Genomic DNA, 18,273 nt, shown 5'->3' on the forward strand with positions numbered 1-18,273 from the left:
CTTCAGCAATTTATGAACTGTATGTTTAGTGTTTCAAAGGGAAGCAGGAAGCGGTGAGGGGATCAAATTCCTTCACCGCTTCCTGTTATTTTTCATCGAATAATTTATGTCGCAAGTAAGAAAAAGAGTCATTCGAAAAAATTTGAGACATATTTCACCAAATATTTTCAGACTACATCTTTAAAAATCCCTGACAATCTAGTTTTTGTCAGCAACTATTTTTCTAGGGAGTATTTACCTCTCATCGGGTATAATTTCCTTCACCGGACAAAGGACTTTATCTTTGCTTGCTTCACATTGATAGGTTTGATACTGATGGTAGTAATGTGAAGGAGTTAATCCAAACTTCTTTTTGAAATTGCGACAAAAGTAGGAGGTATCACAAAATCCCCACTTATAGGCAATGTCAGTGACTGTCCATCCGCTGTTCAGTAAATCCTTAGCGGCACCAGTTAGTCGTTGATTCATCACGTATTTGCTGAAACTCATTTGTTCATCACTAAAGAGGTGTTGAATGGTTCGTTGGGAGAGCCCAAAATATTCAGCCACCTTGGTTAGATTCAAGTGGGAATCATGAAGATGGTGATGAATATAGTCTTGTACTTGGGCAAACAGTATTTCTTTTGAATAGTTTACTTTAACATTTTCAGGTTGGATCAACCAAAAGCATAACAGATCCAGATAATTTTCAATCACTTTGTTGCGATCTTTTATGGATAAATGGATTAACTGACTTTCGATGAGAAAACTGTATTCTTTCACCATTTTTCCTAGCCCGTTTTGGCAATTTAATTTTAAACAAAAGTGGCGGGTATCAGGGATTCGCATCGCAATAAGATGATAAGGCAGTAAAATATTGATTCCTTGTGTTCTAGTCAATCGTTCATAAAGTCCTTTACCACTGCTTAAGTCGAAAAAAAGACATTCATGCTGTGTCAGGAGCAATTTTTTAGAACTAAAATGATGCTGTTCGGTGCCTGAACTTAGAAAACGAAGTCCAACATATCTTTTGTCTGTTTCTTCGTTGAAAAAATGCCCCTGGGAAGGTTCATGATCACTAAACGTAAAAACTAGGTCATCAATTACATGAATTCTGGAAAAATGCATCGCTTTTTTTTCAGAAGAGACGAGGGAATAAGCAAAATTTACCTGATCGAGGTTTTGAATATATTCTTGTGGATCAGTAAACTCTAATGAAATGTTTTTCTTCATGCGCTTCCTCCTTAGAAGATTTTCGTAAAAACAACAGGAAATCTGCACAATAATTCAATCCTAAGTAACCGCTATCAATTAAACTGAAACTAAGAAAACAAGCTTGCTTTCTCTTGTGAACAGTTTATCAAATGACAGCTGGTAATTCAATGAAGTCTCTATTAGGAGGAGTGAAAATATGAAGCCAAAATACAAACCGCTTTTTGAACCGTTTAAAATCGGTAAAGTTGAGATTAAAAACAAATTTTGTATGGCTCCCATGGGAACATTGGCACAAACAGACGAAACCAACAGCTATACTCCAGATGCTGTTGAATACTTTGAAGAAAGAGCTCGAGGCGGAGTCGGATTGATCATTACCGGTGCAAACTGGGTGGAAAGTGATATTGAGAAGCATAATGATGCCTTTTTCCCAAGTCCTACTACTAACGAAAGTGTGTATGAAAAGATGGGTAAGGAGATCACCGACAAGGTTCATCCTTACGGCACGAAAATTTTCATGCAACTGACAGCTGGTCTGGGCCGCAGTGCATTGCCAACTGCTTTGAAAAATACGGACTATATTGCTCCATCAAAAACGATTAATCGTTGGATTGATGAAGAGTGTCGGGCTTTAACCACTGAAGAAGTGGAAACAATCGTGAAGAAATTTGCCGAATCCGCTCATATTGCGCAAAAGGTTGGGTTTGACGGGGTTGAAATCCATGCAATGCACGAAGGGTACTTGCTAGATTGCTTTACAATGACATTGTTTAATCAACGAACAGATAAATATGGCGGCGACTTAAGAGGTCGTTTGACTTTCCCGATTGAAATCGTTCAAGCCATCAAAGCTCGTTGTGGGCAAGATTTCCCTGTTATTTTACGATTCAGTATTAAGAGTTACATCAAAGCACTTCGCCAAGGAGCGGTACCAGGGGAAGAATTTACAGAACTAGGACGGGATGTCGAAGAATCATTAGAAGCGGCAAAGATTTTGCAAGAAGCGGGTTATGATGCCTTTGACGCAGATGCAGGAACTTACGATGCTTGGTACTGGGCACATCCGCCAATGTATTTTGAAAAAGGAATGTATCTGCCTTTAGCACAGGAATTGAAAAAAGTAACTAAAGTTCCAGTTATTGTTGCGGGGCGAATGGAAAATCCTGAGATGGCAGTGGAAGCTTTACAAAGCGGAAAGATTGACGCCGTGGGGATTGGTCGTCAGCTGCTGACAGATCCTGATTATGTAAATAAGGTGATGCTAGATGATTTAGCAGATATCCGCCCTTGTCTTGGTTGTCATGATGGTTGCTTTGGTCGATTACTAGAAGGTGGTCGCGGGTCGTGTGCAGTGAATCCACAATGTGGTCGGGAACCGTTTACTAGGATAGTTCCCGCACAAAAAAGTAAAACAATTGTCATTGTTGGTGGCGGTCCGGCTGGTCTTGAAGCGGCTCGGGTGAGTGCGCTGCGTGGGCATAAAGTCACGTTATTTGAAGCGAAGGAGAGTGTGGGTGGTTCCTTAAATATTGGCGGAATCCCGTCTTTCAAACATGACGATTTGGATTTAGTTGAGTGGTACAAACATCAAATGGAAAAACTTTCTGTTGAAGTACGTTTAAATGAACCAGCTACACGGGAAAAAATAAATGAATTGAAGCCAGATGCAGTATTTGTAGCAGAAGGATCGCATCCAATCAAATTGCAGCTGCCAGGTGAGGAGAAAAATCGCGTCCATTTAGCAGATGAAATACTAAAAAATGAAGCATCAGTCAAAGAAAAATGTGTGATTATCGGTGGTGGCTTAGTTGGTTGTGAATTGGCTTTGCATCTAGCACTACAAAGAAAACAAGTTACAATTGTTGAAGCTTTACCTGATATTTTGAAATCAGGCAGTGCGTTGGCACCGATGAACGAGTGGATGTTAAGAGATTTACTTGCTTTCCATAACGTAGAAATCATTGCGAATGCCAAAGCAGAAGAAGTCACTGAAAAAGGCTTGATTGTTAATGCCAATGATGGAAAACGGGAAGTTGCGGCAGACACGATTATTTTAGCGGTTGGATACAAATCGAAATCTGATTTGTTCGAAGAGCTTCGTTATGATTCACCATACATCTACCATCTAGGTGATGGTGTAAATGTTCGAAACATCCGTGCGGCGATTTGGGATGGCTTTGAAGTTGCTAGAAATATTTAAAAAAGATCGACCGCCTGTAAACATGTTACTTGTTTATAGGCGGTTTTTTTGGTGTGTTAGAATTTGTCCTATACTAAAAAGATAAATCCGCTTTTTTCTTTAAATAATGCAGATACTTTTTACAAATCATCTTCTTTAGTATATTGAAATTCGCTTAATAGAAAATTAAGGGCTTATTACTGCAGTTCTTCTTCGATTTTTTCCATCTGATTTGCTTAAAAACGGTGTGATTATCAATAGGTTGTATATAGTACTTTAGAGAAACTTTGATAGAGAAAACAAACGATGATCTTGGAGATCAATAAAGCCCGAGCAATTAAGAATGCGAGAATAACGACTGCTTGTGAAGATGGCAGAGATGTTGGAAATAGTACTGAATTTGATAAACCTGGGACGTTCGGCAAAGCAGGTAGCAGAAGGAGTAAGAAATACAGGAATGTAGCGAGTAAAAAATCTAACCTTTAGCTGAATTTTGCTCTCTAGAAACAATTGTTTGGAATATCTGCTGAATGTGATTGTGCAGTTGGAAAAACATCTTGGTTTTATCGAGTTGATTTAGAAATAGATCAATCGATTACTAATAACGAGAGTATCGAATGCTTAGTGATGAAAGTATTTTGTCAAAATAGCATTTCGGTGCTCTCTTTTTTAGAGAAGATATAAATTTTAAAACTGATTAAGCTGTTCTAACCAACGAATGGGTATTTAAGGATTTTTACTGTTTTGATAGGGGAACTTTTCTCATGGTATACTTAAATGAATGTATTTTGATATCATTTAAGATAGGAGTGAGGGGCGATGACACGAATCTTGCTAGTTGAAGATGATCCAGCGATTGCTAAAAACTTAAACTTGTTGCTTCGTGGAGAGGGCTATAGGGTGACTCATGCCCCAACACGAAGAGAAGCTGTGGAATTGATCACAGAAAACGGTTTTGATTTAGCATTAATTGATATTTCTTTACCAGATGGCAATGGCTTTACCGTCTGTACAGAGGTGAAGGAAAAACAAACCATTCCCGTAATTTTTTTAACAGCTTCAGATGATGAAGCGAGTGTAGTTACAGGATTGAATATGGGGGCCGACGATTATGTAACGAAACCCTTTCGCCCGCGAGAGCTGGTTGCCCGAATTAAGAATGCACTGCGGAAAAATTGCGGTGGACAAGCCCTATTTGAGATTCAAGGAGTACAGGTGGATACAGCAAGCGGAGTAGTGAAAAAAGAAGGGGATGAGGTCTTTCTTTCGGCGTTGGAGTATCGTTTGCTACTGGTGTTTATCAATAATCCCAAAAGTATCATTCCTAGAGGCCGACTACTGGATGAATTATGGGATGCTGCAGGAGAATTTGTTAATGACAACACGTTAACAGTTTATATTAAACGACTGCGTGAAAAAATTGAGGATGATCCTAGTCGACCAACAATTATTTTGACCGTGCGGGGAACGGGCTATCGATTAGGGGGGACAGAGGATGTTTCGTAATCGAGAGTTTCGCCAGTTTGCTATCTTGTTTTTAGTAATCGCAGGGGTGTTAAGTTTGGTAGGCTTTTTGCTGAGCATTGCAACAGGTTTTTTAGTTTTATTTACCGCCGCTGTTTTTGGTGCGGTTTTTTTTCTATTTACACAAAAACGTTACCAAAGCATCCGCCAGATTTCTAGTCAAATCGATCTCGTTTTGCATAATGAAGCGCGCTTATTTATTGAAGAGTTGGATGAGGGCGAACTGTCCATTTTACAATGTGAAATTGTCAAAATGACCCAGCGAATTCGTGAACAAAATGATGCATTAAAAAGAGAAAAAGAATATTTAGCTGATTCCTTGGCAGATGTTGCCCACCAGCTTCGTACCCCTTTAACTGCGGCAAATCTTACCTTATCCTTACTGGAAAACTCAGCAGATGAACAGGAGCGTAAATATTTTGTACGGGAAACTGAAGAGCAATTGGTACGTATGGATTGGCTGCTGACAGCATTGTTAAAAATTTCCCGTTTAGATGCTGGGGTGGTAACCTTTCAAAATGAACCGCTGGCGGTTGATCGACTGCTTCAGATGGCCTTGCGACCACTTGCGATCCCAATGGAATTGCGGAATTTTTCAGCACAATTGGATCTGCCAGCGGAGATCTTGATTAATGGGGATAAGAATTGGCTGGCCGAAGCGCTACAAAATATCTTTAAAAACTGCATGGAAAATGCTGGTGAACAAGGTGAGGTAATTATTCGTTGCACAGATAATCCGCTGTTTACAGAACTGATGATTCAAGATAATGGTCCAGGTTTTGCGCCGGAGGATCTCCCTCGTTTATTTGAGCGTTTTTATCGTGGTAAAAATGCCAGTGCTACAGGCTTTGGTGTTGGTTTAGCTTTGAGCAAAATGATCATTACCCGACAAGGCGGATCGATCACTGCTAAAAATGCTTCACAGGGGGGTGCCCTTTTTACTCTTCGATTTCCAAAGTGACGAATCTCTCACCTGAAAGTCACCTTGCTGCAAGCTTAAGGTTCTATGATAAAGGTGAGTCAAATAAGAAAGGAGCCTCACTCAATGGAGCTATTAAGAATTGAAAACCTCAGCAAGGTTTACGGCAAAGGAGAGAACCAAGTAGTCGCTTTGGACGATGTTTCGCTGACAATTGAAAAAGGCGAGTTTACCGCAATTATCGGATCATCTGGTTCTGGGAAATCAACACTGTTGCATGTTATTGGTGGAGTAGACGTACCTAGCAGTGGCAAAGTGTACTTGGACGGTCAGGATGTTTATGCGCAGAATAATGAAAAGTTGGCGATTTTTCGGCGGCGGCAGGTGGGGTTGATTTACCAGTTTCATAATTTAATTCCTACCCTAAATGTCGTAGAAAATATCACACTGCCGATATTGATGGACAAACGTGACGTAAATCAGGAAAGATTACGTGAGTTATTAGCCTTATTAGGGTTGGAAGAGCGGGAAAATCACTTACCTAATCAGCTCTCAGGAGGACAACAGCAGCGGGTTTCGGTGGGGCGAGCGTTGATGAATGCGCCAGCGGTGATGTTAGCAGATGAGCCGACGGGAAGTCTAGACAGTCGCAATGGACATGAAATTATTAACTTATTGAAACTGAGCAATCGCAAATATGGTCAGACCTTGATTGTGGTTACTCATGATGAAAACATCGCTTTGCAGGCGGATCGAATCATCGGTATTTCCGATGGCAAGGTGGTTCGTGATGAGAGGATGATGCAGCCATGAACATCTTCCAGAAAGTCACCTGGCAAAATATGAGACAAAATCGTACCCGTACGTTAGTTACCATTATTGGGGTAGTCTTGTCGGCGGCGATGATTACCGCTATTGCGACTTTTGCCGTTTCTTTGCAAAATTATATGGTCCAAGGCGCAATGGAAAAATACGGCAGTTGGCAGGTGGGATTTTTAGATGTGGATGAAGAATTTGCTGCTCAACGATCCCAGGATGAAGAAGTCTCCAACACCACTGAAATCCAAAACCTTGGTTATGCCTCTCTCTCAGGTGGGAAAAATCCTGACAAGCCTTATTTGTTTGTTACCGGCTTTGATCAAGAAGCCTTTAAAGAGTTGCCAATTGATGTGACTGTTGGTCGACTACCGCAAACGAGTGAGGAGATTTTAATTCCCGCACATCTAGCAGCTAACGGTGGAATTAATTATGAGGTGGGCGACAGCCTGACTTTGGCCATCGGAGACCGGGTAAAAGACAACAAAATTCTTGGACAGCACGTTCCCTACCTTTTGGAAGATTCAAAGGAAACATTGGTACCAACAATCGAAAAAAGTTATACCATAGTAGGGATTTGTCAACGGCCTAGCTTCGAGGAATTTTCGGCACCAGGGTATACCTTAATCACTACCACCACAAATCAACCAACAACTCATAGTGTCTATGTCACCCTTAAAAACCCTCGTCAAGCACAAAACTATGGAGAGGAAAATACTGGAAAACAAGGATATGTACTGAATGAAGCTGTGTTGCGCTTTATGGGCGCTTCCAATGACAAACTGTTTAATGCGTTGCTGTATGCTATTGGTGGGATCTTAGTAATTTTAGTGATGATCGGGTCGATTTTTCTCATTTATAATTCCTTTGTGATTTCCTTGAATGAACGTATTCAACAATTCGGTATACTTTCTTCTGTTGGTGCGACTCCGCAGCAACTGCGTAATTCGGTGCTGTTTGAGGGACTTTGTATCGGAGCAGTCGGTATACCGCTGGGTGTTTTGGTTGGATTGGGGAGTATTCGACTGGTGATAGCAGTAGTCGCAAAAAATTTTAGCAACATACTTTATAATAGTGTTCCCTTGACCCTGAGCATCTCGGTTCCAATTTTAATTCTTGCGGTTCTAGTGAGTCTTGTGACTATTTTACTTTCGGCTTATATTCCAGCTAGAAAAGCAGCCAATACACCGGTGATGGAGAGCATTCGTCAAACAAATGAGGTAAAGGTGGAGGCTAAAAAAGTTAGAACTTCGAAACTTATGCAACGAATTTACGGCTTGGAGGGCACGTTAGCTTTAAAAAATTTCAAGCGCAATAAAAAACGTTACCGCAGTATTGTTCTGTCCTTGGCTTTAAGTGTCATACTGTTTGTGTCCGCTCAAGCCTTTGGTAGTCATTTAAAACAAGCAGCGGAAAGTTCGGTAGTGGATACTGATTTTGATATTCTGTTTACTACGCCTGATATGCCAGAAAATGAGTTATTCCAGCTATATGAGTCATTCCAGCAGGTGGATGGGGTTACGTACAGTTCCTATCAAGCAATTTTAACCTTTTCAACGGTTGTACCCGTGAGCTCATTTTCTGAAGCTTATCGGGTTCAGGCAGGCTATAATCAACTAGCGGAACAGGAAACTTTGCCACTAGATATTCAATTTATTGAAGATAGTGACTATCGAAAGTTTCTCACGGAACTAGAATTGCCGGTAGAAGAATACCTAGACAACCCCAGCAAAATGACGGCCGTGGCCAAAGTACCGTCAGATAATAAAACAGAGAAAGCAAATCAACTAATCAATATGTTTGATGCTGGTGAGCAGAATTTTTCAATAACGCCCAAGGTAGAAAATACGCCTGAGGCAGTTGAAACCCAGGATGTTGCGGTTACCTTTGTTGACACGATTCCTTTAGATACTCTGCCAAGTCAGCCAGGTGAAGATACGCCTTTTGTCTTTATGATCGTGGCGCCTTATAAAATGAAGGAACAGTTCTTCACTCCAGGAATTGAGCAGAACTTGGGTCTGACCTTTCTGTCGGATAATGCGAGTCAGTCAGTCAAGGAAATGAAAGAAATTGTTCAGTGCAGCGGAACGGATGCTATGTATAATCTGTATAACACGCAGGAAATGTTTGATCAAAATCGCAACATACTTTTCGTAGTGGATGTATTTACTTATGTGTTTGCTGCAATGATTTCTTTAATTGCGGTGGCTAACGTCTTTAATACAATTTCTACCAACATCAAATTACGTAGAAGAGAACTAGCAATGTTGCGCTCGGTGGGGATGAGTGATCAGGACTTTAACAAGATGATGATTTTTGAATGTTTCTTTTATGGCGTGCAGTCCTTATTAGTGGGAGTGCCAACAGCAGCAGTTTCTTCTTGGCTGATCTATCAAGGAATCGTCATGGGCGGCGGCGAGATTGCCTTTCAATTCCCTTGGAGCAGTCTGGTAATGAGTGTCTTAAGTGTTTTTCTGATTGTAATCATTACTATGCTGTATGCAGTGAGTAAGCTGAAAAAAGAAAATATTATCGATGCGTTGAGAGATGAGTTAACATAATGTGCAGAGGTGGCTGTGACATTTTATGTCACAGCCACTGAAAACCGAATAATCGGTGTGACTGAAGTAGCTCTTTTACGATATAAGCCGCATAATCCGAAAATAGCTTCTCATATTTTTGCGATTATGCGGCTTATTTCTCGGAGCTGAACACTTCAGTCACAACCTCTTTTTTCCTTGACTTTGCCCTTACTGGAACGCTTACCATGAGAGTAAGTAATGGAGGGATGCAAAATGGTAAAGGATAAATTTCTAATTTTTGAAGCGAAGATTCGAAAAAGTTATGGAAACACGGCTGGGATCATCGTTAGCAAAGCAGGTGAAATAGTCTACGAAAAATATTTTAATGACTGTACTGCGGACACAGCGATTCATATATTTTCTGTAACAAAAAGTATTGTCTCGGCGCTAATAGGGATTGCTTTGGAAAAGAACTATATCAAGAATTTGGACCAAAAGGTATTGGATTTTTTCCCAGAGTATTCGTTTTCTGAGAATGAAAAGGTGCTTCAAACTATTACGTTGCGACATCTAATGACGATGACGGCTCCTTATAAGCGGATGCTTAATCCGTATCCTAAGTATTTTACTAGTCCTGATTGGGTGAAATTCTCTTTGGATGCCATAGGGGGAAAAGGACGCGTGGGTGAATTCAAGTATGCACCTTTGATTGGACCTGATATTTTGTCGGGAATATTGGTGAGAACTACTGGACAATCAGTATTGGATTTTGCGCAGGAAAATTTGTTTGATCCACTAGGTATTCAGGTGGCGCAGACGATTACGTTTCGTGACAAAGAGGATCAAATGGCATTTTATCAATCAACTGGTGTAAGCGGCTGGGTAGCTGGACCGACGGGTGTGCACACTGCTGGTTGGGGACTGACTTTGACTGCTAAAGAATTAGCTAAAATCGGACAGCTTTATTTGAACGGCGGTGTTTGGGAAGGCAAACAGCTGGTTCCTGAAAAATGGATTGCAGAAAGTACATGTGCGCACAGCATATGGAAAAAGATGAATCTGAAATATGGCTATTTGTGGTGGTTACTTAATGAAGAAGGCTCATTTGGTGCACTGGGAGATGGTGGTAATACGATCTATGTCAATCCTAAGAAACAGCTAGTGGTTTCTATGACCGGACTGTTTGTACCGAAAGCAAAAGATCGGGTGGAGTTGATTCAGCGGGAGATTGAGCCCTTGGTTTGAAAAAGCGCCTGTAATTTTCTTTTTTAAGCGAAAAAATGTTCATTCCTGCTTATTTCCTCTATAGTAAAGGTAAGAGATTTTACGAAGGGGAGGATAACCTTGGCAAAAGAATGGACAGAACAAGATGCCCAGCAATTGCTGAAACAACACCAGCAGTTTTTTGCGACCCACCAGACCAAAGACCCAAGGTTCCGGGTAGCACAATTAAAACGACTAAAACAAAGTATTATCGATTATGAATCCCAATTAATGGAAGCCTTGCACCAAGATTTAGGAAAGCATCCGCAAGAATCCTATGAAACTGAGATAGGTTTTGTACTAAAAAGCTTAAGCAGCATGATCAAAAAAGTGCCAAAATGGGCCAAAGATAAACAAGTCAATACACCTTTTTTCCTGTGGCCTTCTTCAAGTCGCATTCATTATGAACCTTATGGAACCGTTCTAGTGATTGGTCCATTTAATTACCCATTTCAGTTGTTGATTGAACCACTGGTTGGTGCTCTAGCTGCCGGAAATTGTGCAGTAATCAAACCGTCTGAGCTGACACCGAATTTTTCTCGCGTGGTGACTAGCATGATTAAAAATACCTTCGATTCACACTATGTATCTGTTGTTGAAGGTGGAGTGGATACAAATAATGCATTATTGAGTTGTCCTTTTGACTACATCTTTTTCACTGGTAGTGAAAAGGTCGGTAAGATTGTTATGCAAGCTGCCGCCGAACATTTAACACCAGTTACTTTAGAGCTAGGTGGAAAAAGTCCGGCAATTGTAACGAAAGATGCGGACATACGCTTGGCCGCCAAACGAATTATTTGGGGGAAGACGATTAATGCAGGTCAAACCTGTGTTGCTCCTGACTATGTCGTTGTACATCAGCAAGTAAAAGATGCTTTTATCCATGAAGCACGCAATGTACTGGAAGAATTTTATGGGACTCGCATTGCCAAAAGTGAAAGTTATGCCCGCATTGTTAATCAAAAACATTTTGATCGTTTAATGGACTTATTGGAAGCCTGTCAAGATGAATGGTTATTTGGTGGTGAAGTCAATCCTGATGATCGGTACATTGAGCCAACCCTACTAGAAAATTCGTGGAATTCGGCTGCCATGCAAGAAGAAATCTTTGGTCCAATCCTGCCAGTAATTGCCTATACGAATCTAGATGCAACCATCGAAAAGATCAATCAAATGGCAAAACCTTTAGCGATGTACATCTTCTCACAAGACAAAAAGGAGCAAGAGTACATCATTAATCGAACTAGCTCGGGTGGTCTATGTATTAATAATACAGTGATGCATCTTGTCTCTGACAAAATGCCTTTTGGTGGAGTAGGAATGTCGGGGATCGGCTCGTACCACGGCAAGTACAGCTTTGAAACCTTCTCTAACGCCCGCAGTATTTTGTCATCGAAGAAAATGGACACACCGTTTATCTTTCCGCCTTATTCTGAAAAGAACTTGAAGTGGATACGACGAATATTGAAATAAATAATCTGAAAAAATCGGAAAACATAGAAACCGCTCAGTCCTCACATCACAAAGGATTCAGGCGGTTTCTTTTAGTATTTTACTGTTAACGAATGGATGATGTAGGTGAAGTAAGATTATTTTTTCGTTGCTGGTTGCGAAATTTTAGCGGGCTGATGTGCACGTATTTTTTGAAGGTTTTGCAGTAATACGAAGAGTCCGTAAACCCAGAATTACTGGCAATGGCATAAACCGGCAGATCCGTTTCAATCAAGAGATCCTTTGATTTTTCTAAACGATAAAGAAGTAGAAATTCGCTGAAGCTGATGTTCATTTCTTTTTTGAACAATCGGCTGAAGTATTGCGGATTGAGATAAAGTAATCTAGCCAACTCAGCAACTTGGATATTTTCTAGATAATGATTTTCAATATAGATCAATGCCTGTTGAATTTGTTCATTTTGGGAAATCTTAGTGGTTTCCTGTATAAATGAGGTGTGGCCGGGATTCTTTTTGAAGTCTAAAAGAATACGGTCAATGGATTGGGTCAGCTTTTTGGTTCGGATGGGTTTGACTAAGTAATCGACAACGCGACAGTTAATGGCATCTTGGGCGTGCTGGAAATCTGAGTAGGCCGTTAGGATAATTGTACGGACATCTGGCAAGAATTCTAAAATCTTCCGTTGGGCAGAAAGACCATCCAACTCGGGGATGCCAATATCCATCAGAATGATATCAGGTTTAAACACTTTCGCTTTTCTGATGGCTTCTTTGCCACTGCTGGCGATACCAACAATACTGATTTCACTATATGTCTTCTTAATAATCATTTCTAAGGCCTCTTTTTCGAAATTCTCATCCTCGACAATTAGCAACTTGTACTTCATTTACGCACGCTCCTTTGTTTTAAGCTGTCGAATATCCGTAAAAGCAGGAAAAATAATCTTAACCGTCGTAGCAAACCCCTCTTTTTTCTCCAACACCAATCCATACCCATCGCCGAAATAATCTTTTAAGCGCAAATGAGAGTTGTTCACGCCTAGACCAGGATGTTTTTTACTAGCAGAATAATCCAAAATGGTTGATTTAATGAACTCCGACATACCGACGCCGGTATCGCTAACATCCACGATGATCGATTCGTCTTTTTTGGCAACAGTAATAGTGACTTCGCCACCTTTCAAAAGAGGCTCAATCCCATGAATAATGGCATTTTCAACGATTGGCTGCATGATCATATTTGGTATGCAATAGGGCAGCAGTTCTTCTGGTACGTCAATCATGTAATTTAAGCGATCTTGGTAGCGAGTTTTTTGAATATAGAGATAACGCTTGATGTTGGCCAGCTCACTTTCCAACGTTGGAAATTCTTCCGTTTGGCGTAGGTTGTAGCGTAACAGGTCGGACAAATTATAAATCATTTCTTCGGTGTCTTCGGCGTTTTCTTTCATGGCGATACGGGCAATCGTATTTAAGGTATTAAAGAGAAAGTGGGGGTTAATCTGAGCCTCAATGGTTTTCAATTCAGCACTTTTAAGTCGTTTTTCAAAGGCAAGTTTTTCTTGGTACTCTTGAACAAATTGTTTTTGAGCAATCGATTTTAAGCCCATTTCTTTTAAGTAATTAGCAATTAGCTCATACAGGTCCACACAATCCTGTAAATAACTTTCCTCAACGATTGCCAGCTGATCAATTGCTTTTTGCAGCTGGTCTTCAGAGACCTCCAACCGACTGGCTAGCTCAGGAACATTAAATTTTTTACGAGGATCTTCATCGCTGACAGGATCTTTTATCAAGACCTGCGCACCTAAAACAGCTCCTAAAAGCTCACCGTCCACGATAATCGGCACGCAGCAATCCTTTAAGCCTAAATGGCAATCATATGTAATAGATCTATTTTCTAAAAACGATTTTTTCTCTGCTTTGGCATCGCAGGCAATACATTGCTGCGCACCGACATTTGATGAGCGAACTAAATCACAAAAAGGTGTGAAGTTGTTTAAATCGCCAACCGGATTTCCCTCAGAATCAACAGTGACAACGGATACATTTACCAGTTTAGACAGCTTGTCTTGTACATTTTGCAAAAGATCGATATCGATTACGTCAGTTAAGTGTAATTTTTCCCTCGAATCCATAGTTATCCTCCCCAGAATACATTTGCACGATTTCCTTCATTATAGCAAATTTATTTAATGAAATGTATGACTTGGGAAGGTTCATGGGCAGGTCATTTTTATTATATAAAGTCAAATTAGTTATATTTTTGCTAGTCATCTGCCGCCAATAATTGGTCGTCTCCAGCAAATAAAAGGAAGCGTTTTCTCGTTAAAATTTACTTATGAATAAAAAATGTTATAGGAGGATACATTATGGGGCAGGAAGCTTTGGGAATGATCGAAACGCGAGGATTTATTGCATCGGTTGAAGCTGCAGATGCAATGGTTAAAGCAGCCAATGTGCAGCTGGTGGGGTCAGAAAAAATTGGATCAGGATTAGTCACTATGTTGGTTAGAGGAGACGTCGGGGCAGTGAAAGCAGCGGTTGATGCTGGAGCATCTGCGGCAAACGGAGTGGGTGAAGTCGTGTCTACGCATGTCATTCCTAGGCCGCATTCGGATATTGAATCAGTTATTTTACCAAAATAATATTTTTTTAGGATGTCAGTGATACGAAAAATGTCAGTCCAATTTAATACAAAATAGTAGGAGGAAATACAATGAACGAAGAATTACTAGAAAGAGTACTATCGGAAGCGCAGAAACGGGTAAACAACACTAACTCGGCACCAGCAAGAACTAGCAGAGAAGTCCATTTAACTGAATTTGTCGGAACAGCAATGGGTGATACCATCGGCATGGTGATCGCCAATATTGATCCACAGCTGCATGAACATTTAGGCTTGGATCGCAAGTATCGCTCGATTGGATTCTTAAGTGCCCGTACCGGCGGCGCACCTCATATTATGTCTGCGGATGAAGCGGTGAAGGCGACAAATACGGAAATCGTTAAAATCGAAATGGCTCGGGATACAAAGGGCGGCGCTGGACACGGTGCAACGATTATTTTTGCAGCCGAAGATGTTTCTGACGCACGTCGGGCAGTGGAAATTACGTTGTCAGCCGTTGAGAAAAATTTTGGCAATGTCTACGGCAATGACGCTGGACATATTGAATTGCATTATACGGCACGGGCAAGTCAAGCCTTGGAAATGGGCTTTACTGCACCGGTTGGAAAATCATTTGGGATTATTGTTGGCGCACCGGCTGCGATTGGTTTGTTAATGGCCGATACAGCAGTGAAGACAGCCAATGTTTCCATCGTTACCTTTGCAAGTCCTAACAGCGGAACCGCTCGCTCAAATGAAATTATTGTTACCATCACTGGTGACTCTGGTGCTGTGAAGCAAGCATTGCTTAGTGCCCAAGAAGTTGGTTTGGCTTCACTGGAAGCACTGGGCGGAGATGCACCTTCTTCATCTACACCTACTCTATATTAGACAGGGGCGAAAATAGATGAATCGCACGAAATTTTCTGATGAACAATTACTAGCAGTTGCCCAGCAGCTGTTGAGTCAGATAAACCAAAAGCAGGAACAGTCGGCAGAAAAGAAGATTCCAGTGGGGATTTCTAATCGGCATATTCATATTTGTCAGCAGGATCTTGAGACGTTGTTTGGAAAAGGCTTTGAACTAACTCGTAAAAACTATTTGTCACAGCCTGGTCAATTTGCGGCAGCGCAGACGGTTACCGTGGTCGGTCTTAAAGGGACGATTCACAACGTTCGGGTGTTGGGTCCCGCTCGCAAGGAGTCACAGCTGGAAATTTCCCGCTCGGATTCCTTCCAGTTAGGGATCAAAGCTCCGGTAAATGAATCTGGTGATTTAACCAATGCCGGTTCGGCTTTAGTTGTGGGACCTATTGGCTCGGTTCATTTAAAACGAAAGGTGATTATCGCCAAACGCCACATCCACATGACACCAGATGATGCGCAACGCTTCGAGGTTGTTCAAGGGGAAGCCGTAGCAATCAAGACAGTCGGCGAGCGCCAAGTGGTTTTTTACAACACGATCGTGCGAATCAGTGACCGCTACCGACTAGAATGTCATCTTGACACCGATGAAGCGAATGCTGCCGGGCTAGCCAATAAAAATACCTTTGTCGAAATTGTCAAAGATTGTTGAGGTGGCGCCGATGAATGCCGAAGAGTTAGAGCTTTTGCTAAAAAAAGTGCTGACTGAATTGACAGAAAGACAGTATCTCGTGTTAGTAGTGGGATTTGGCAGCAATCAAAAGGAAGAGCATATCTTTTCTTTATTGGAGAAGCACCAAAGTCACTGTCAGTACCAATTTGTCTTTTCTAAGGCCTATCAAGAATTTTTCGATTCCTCGAAATGGGAGCAGCTAGGTCGAGTGATTCGAACAGCTGATGCAACCATGCTGGCAGATTTAGCTCAAGTGGACTTGATTTTGATTCCTTACTTGACCCGCAACAGCTTAGCCAAGCTGGCTTTAGGCGTCGCTGATAACTGGCCACTCACCTTGGTAAATCAAGGATTGCTGATGGCAAAACCGGTCATGGCCGCAAACCACTGCTGGCTGACCGACAATGAATTTGCTGCTTTTCGAGAAATCAATCAAAACCCAGCGATGCAAAAGCTTTACTACGATCATGAAGCCAAGCTGAAGACGCTAGGTGTTCAAAGTCTGACTTTGCAAGACTGGAAAGTCGCTTTCGAAGGCTTTATTGCTAAAAAGAATCAAATAATCGAACAAATCAAAACACCGCAAGTACATTCTTCAACCAAGGTTTTAACCTTGAAGGATGTGAAGCAAGACCCGCTAGCTTACTTAAGTTCTTCTCAAAAAATGACGGACTTAGCACGAGAATTTCTTAACGAGCATCAAGGAGAAGGGAGACATAACTAGTGGAATACGATAAAGATTTACAATCGATCCAAGAAGCAAGATTCGTGATCGAAGCCGCTAAAAAAGCTCAAAAGAAACTAGCTGAAATGTCGCAGGAGCAAATCGATGCAATCGTCGAAGCGATGGTCAAGAAGACCAGCGAAAATGCGGCATATCTAGCCAAGCTGGCCAATGAAGAAACCGGCTTTGGCAATGTGACAGACAAAACTTTGAAAAATAAATTTGCCAGCGATGTGGTATGGTCCAGCATTAAGGATCTGAAGACCGTTGGAATTTTGAAAGACGATAAGGACAAACGGATCATGGATGTGGCGGTACCGATGGGGGTAATCGCCGGGTTGATTCCTTCAACAAATCCAACTTCAACCACGATCTACAAAGCCTTAATCGCAGTCAAAGCCGGCAACGGCATTGTCATTTCACCTCATCCTGGGGCGAAAAAGGCGATTTTAAAAACGGTCAAAATTTTGCGTCAAGCTGCTGCAGAAGCGGGGGCGCCCAATGGAATTATCGGTGCGCTAACGACTTTGACTGCCAAAGGAACCGAAGAGTTGATGAAGCATCACGACACGGCCTTGATTTTAGCAACCGGCGGCGAAGCAATGGTTCGGGCAGCTTACAGTTCCGGCAATCCAGCAATTGGTGTGGGTCCGGGAAATGGTCCAGCCTTCATCGAACGAACAGCCAATGTGGAACAAGCCGTGGCGGATATCGTTGCCAGCAAAATCTTTGATAACGGCGTGATTTGTGCGTCGGAACAATCGATTGTGGTAGAACGAGTGATCGCTGAACAAGTGATCGCTGAATTGAAGAAACACCAAGCTTACTTCCTTTCTGAATCTGAAAGCGCTAAATTAGCCGGTTTCATTTTACGTGGAAACGGGACGATGAATCCGCAGATTGTTGGGAAAACGGCAGTTCAGGTGGCGAAGATGGCCGGCATTACAGTTCCAGAGACTACGACGATATTAGTCTCACCACAAGAGACGGTATCGCCAAGCAATCCTTACTGTAAAGAAAAGCTTTGTCCGGTAATTGCCTTTTATATTGAAGAAAACTGGCTGGATGCCTGCAACCGTTCGATTGAATTGTTAAATGTGGAAGGCAGAGGCCATACCTTATGTATCCATTCCCAAGACGAAGAAGTCATAAAAGAATTCGCCTTGCATAAACCAGTTTCTAGAATGCTGATTAATACTCCAGGAGCACTAGGAGGAATCGGTGGTACCACGAATCTCGAACCAGCTTTAACTTTAGGCTGTGGCGCAGTAGGTGGCAGCTCAACCTCGGATAACATCACGCCGCTTCATTTAATCAACATTAGAAAAGCCGCTTACGGCGTGAAATCGATGGAAAGTTTGCGGGGGCCTGAGCCGATAGCGGAGTCTATTGGAAACAGCACCGTAGATATTTCCGACAACGAGGTGCGTAAATTAATTGAAGCGGCCTTGAAGAAACTGTCTGAAACTTCTTAGA

General features: G+C 41.6%; 15 protein-coding genes. 12 read left to right on the plus strand and 3 right to left on the minus strand.

Going from position 1 to position 18,273, the window contains the following annotated elements; all coding sequences use genetic code 11:
- Positions 1-234: 234 nt before the first annotated feature.
- Positions 235-1,212: a helix-turn-helix transcriptional regulator gene (locus IGI42_RS20845; RefSeq protein ID WP_438717968.1), complete on the minus strand. Its 978-nt coding sequence runs from the start codon at positions 1,210-1,212 to the stop codon at positions 235-237.
- 178 nt (positions 1,213-1,390) lie between these two features.
- On the opposite strand from IGI42_RS20845, the gene IGI42_RS20850 reads away from it, so the two are divergent.
- The 7 genes from IGI42_RS20850 to IGI42_RS20880 all read left to right on the plus strand — a co-directional run bounded on the left by IGI42_RS20850 (position 1,391) and on the right by IGI42_RS20880 (position 11,890).
- A complete protein-coding gene (locus tag IGI42_RS20850) occupies positions 1,391-3,394 on the plus strand; it encodes an FAD-dependent oxidoreductase (protein WP_438717969.1) in 2,004 nt (667 codons plus the stop codon).
- A 798-nt stretch (positions 3,395-4,192) separates the two neighbouring features.
- Positions 4,193-4,879, plus strand: coding sequence for a response regulator transcription factor (locus IGI42_RS20855; RefSeq protein WP_438717970.1), 687 nt, complete (start codon positions 4,193-4,195; stop codon positions 4,877-4,879).
- The gene (locus IGI42_RS20860) at positions 4,869-5,858 is read left to right on the plus strand and encodes a sensor histidine kinase (protein WP_438717971.1); all 990 of its coding nucleotides are present in this window, start codon (positions 4,869-4,871) and stop codon (positions 5,856-5,858) included. Before IGI42_RS20855 ends, IGI42_RS20860 begins: the two co-directional genes overlap by 11 nt.
- 84 nt (positions 5,859-5,942) lie before the next feature.
- On the plus strand, positions 5,943-6,629 hold the full coding sequence (locus tag IGI42_RS20865) for an ABC transporter ATP-binding protein (protein ID WP_438717972.1): 687 nt from the start codon (positions 5,943-5,945) through the stop codon (positions 6,627-6,629).
- On the plus strand, positions 6,626-9,193 hold the full coding sequence (locus tag IGI42_RS20870; protein ID WP_438717973.1) for an FtsX-like permease family protein: 2,568 nt from the start codon (positions 6,626-6,628) through the stop codon (positions 9,191-9,193). Before IGI42_RS20865 ends, IGI42_RS20870 begins: the two co-directional genes overlap by 4 nt.
- Positions 9,194-9,427: 234 nt before the next feature.
- Positions 9,428-10,399 (plus strand): serine hydrolase domain-containing protein, encoded by a 972-nt coding sequence (locus tag IGI42_RS20875; RefSeq protein WP_438717974.1) that lies wholly within the window; start codon positions 9,428-9,430, stop codon positions 10,397-10,399.
- Positions 10,400-10,459: 60 nt separating this feature from the next.
- Positions 10,460-11,890 carry an aldehyde dehydrogenase gene (locus IGI42_RS20880; protein WP_438718332.1) on the plus strand — a complete coding sequence of 477 codons (1,431 nt, stop codon included), beginning with the start codon at positions 10,460-10,462 and terminating at the stop codon, positions 11,888-11,890.
- An 85-nt stretch (positions 11,891-11,975) separates the two neighbouring features.
- On the opposite strand, the gene IGI42_RS20885 is transcribed toward IGI42_RS20880, so the two are convergent.
- Positions 11,976-12,755 (minus strand): response regulator transcription factor, encoded by a 780-nt coding sequence (locus IGI42_RS20885; protein WP_438717975.1) that lies wholly within the window; start codon positions 12,753-12,755, stop codon positions 11,976-11,978.
- Positions 12,756-14,006: a sensor histidine kinase gene (locus IGI42_RS20890; protein ID WP_438717976.1), complete on the minus strand. Its 1,251-nt coding sequence runs from the start codon at positions 14,004-14,006 to the stop codon at positions 12,756-12,758. It lies immediately after the preceding gene.
- Positions 14,007-14,240: 234 nt separating this feature from the next.
- Between IGI42_RS20890 and IGI42_RS20895 the strand changes: the two genes are divergently transcribed.
- The 5 genes from IGI42_RS20895 (at position 14,241) to IGI42_RS20915 (ending at position 18,272) form a co-directional block, all read left to right on the plus strand.
- The gene (locus tag IGI42_RS20895) at positions 14,241-14,516 is read left to right on the plus strand and encodes a BMC domain-containing protein (protein WP_207672599.1); all 276 of its coding nucleotides are present in this window, start codon (positions 14,241-14,243) and stop codon (positions 14,514-14,516) included.
- A gap of 71 nt (positions 14,517-14,587) precedes the next feature.
- The gene (pduB, locus tag IGI42_RS20900; protein ID WP_207672598.1) at positions 14,588-15,367 is read left to right on the plus strand and encodes a propanediol utilization microcompartment protein PduB; all 780 of its coding nucleotides are present in this window, start codon (positions 14,588-14,590) and stop codon (positions 15,365-15,367) included.
- A gap of 16 nt (positions 15,368-15,383) precedes the next feature.
- Positions 15,384-16,052 (plus strand): phosphate propanoyltransferase, encoded by a 669-nt coding sequence (locus IGI42_RS20905; protein WP_438717977.1) that lies wholly within the window; start codon positions 15,384-15,386, stop codon positions 16,050-16,052.
- A gap of 10 nt (positions 16,053-16,062) precedes the next feature.
- Positions 16,063-16,797 (plus strand): hypothetical protein, encoded by a 735-nt coding sequence (locus IGI42_RS20910; protein WP_438717978.1) that lies wholly within the window; start codon positions 16,063-16,065, stop codon positions 16,795-16,797.
- Complete coding sequence (locus tag IGI42_RS20915) at positions 16,797-18,272, plus strand: acetaldehyde dehydrogenase (acetylating) (protein ID WP_438717979.1); 1,476 nt, start codon at positions 16,797-16,799, stop codon at positions 18,270-18,272. Before IGI42_RS20910 ends, IGI42_RS20915 begins: the two co-directional genes overlap by 1 nt.
- Position 18,273 lies beyond the last annotated feature (1 nt).

This window comes from Enterococcus sp. AZ109 (genome assembly GCF_051714625.1).
Lineage (GTDB): Bacteria > Bacillota > Bacilli > Lactobacillales > Enterococcaceae > Enterococcus_A.

What these genes read in the sequence shown, in the direction of transcription:
- IGI42_RS20845 (WP_438717968.1), bottom strand. Translation starts at nt 1,212, where the DNA reads ATGAAGAAAAACATTTCATTAGAGTTTACTGATCCACAAGAATATATT.
- IGI42_RS20850 (WP_438717969.1), top strand. Translation starts at nt 1,391, where the DNA reads ATGAAGCCAAAATACAAACCGCTTTTTGAACCGTTTAAAATCGGTAAA.
- IGI42_RS20855 (WP_438717970.1), top strand. Translation starts at nt 4,193, where the DNA reads ATGACACGAATCTTGCTAGTTGAAGATGATCCAGCGATTGCTAAAAAC.
- IGI42_RS20860 (WP_438717971.1), top strand. Translation starts at nt 4,869, where the DNA reads ATGTTTCGTAATCGAGAGTTTCGCCAGTTTGCTATCTTGTTTTTAGTA.
- IGI42_RS20865 (WP_438717972.1), top strand. Translation starts at nt 5,943, where the DNA reads ATGGAGCTATTAAGAATTGAAAACCTCAGCAAGGTTTACGGCAAAGGA.
- IGI42_RS20870 (WP_438717973.1), top strand. Translation starts at nt 6,626, where the DNA reads ATGAACATCTTCCAGAAAGTCACCTGGCAAAATATGAGACAAAATCGT.
- IGI42_RS20875 (WP_438717974.1), top strand. Translation starts at nt 9,428, where the DNA reads ATGGTAAAGGATAAATTTCTAATTTTTGAAGCGAAGATTCGAAAAAGT.
- IGI42_RS20885 (WP_438717975.1), bottom strand. Translation starts at nt 12,755, where the DNA reads ATGAAGTACAAGTTGCTAATTGTCGAGGATGAGAATTTCGAAAAAGAG.
- IGI42_RS20890 (WP_438717976.1), bottom strand. Translation starts at nt 14,006, where the DNA reads ATGGATTCGAGGGAAAAATTACACTTAACTGACGTAATCGATATCGAT.
- IGI42_RS20895 (WP_207672599.1), top strand. Translation starts at nt 14,241, where the DNA reads ATGGGGCAGGAAGCTTTGGGAATGATCGAAACGCGAGGATTTATTGCA.
- pduB (WP_207672598.1), top strand. Translation starts at nt 14,588, where the DNA reads ATGAACGAAGAATTACTAGAAAGAGTACTATCGGAAGCGCAGAAACGG.
- IGI42_RS20905 (WP_438717977.1), top strand. Translation starts at nt 15,384, where the DNA reads ATGAATCGCACGAAATTTTCTGATGAACAATTACTAGCAGTTGCCCAG.
- IGI42_RS20910 (WP_438717978.1), top strand. Translation starts at nt 16,063, where the DNA reads ATGAATGCCGAAGAGTTAGAGCTTTTGCTAAAAAAAGTGCTGACTGAA.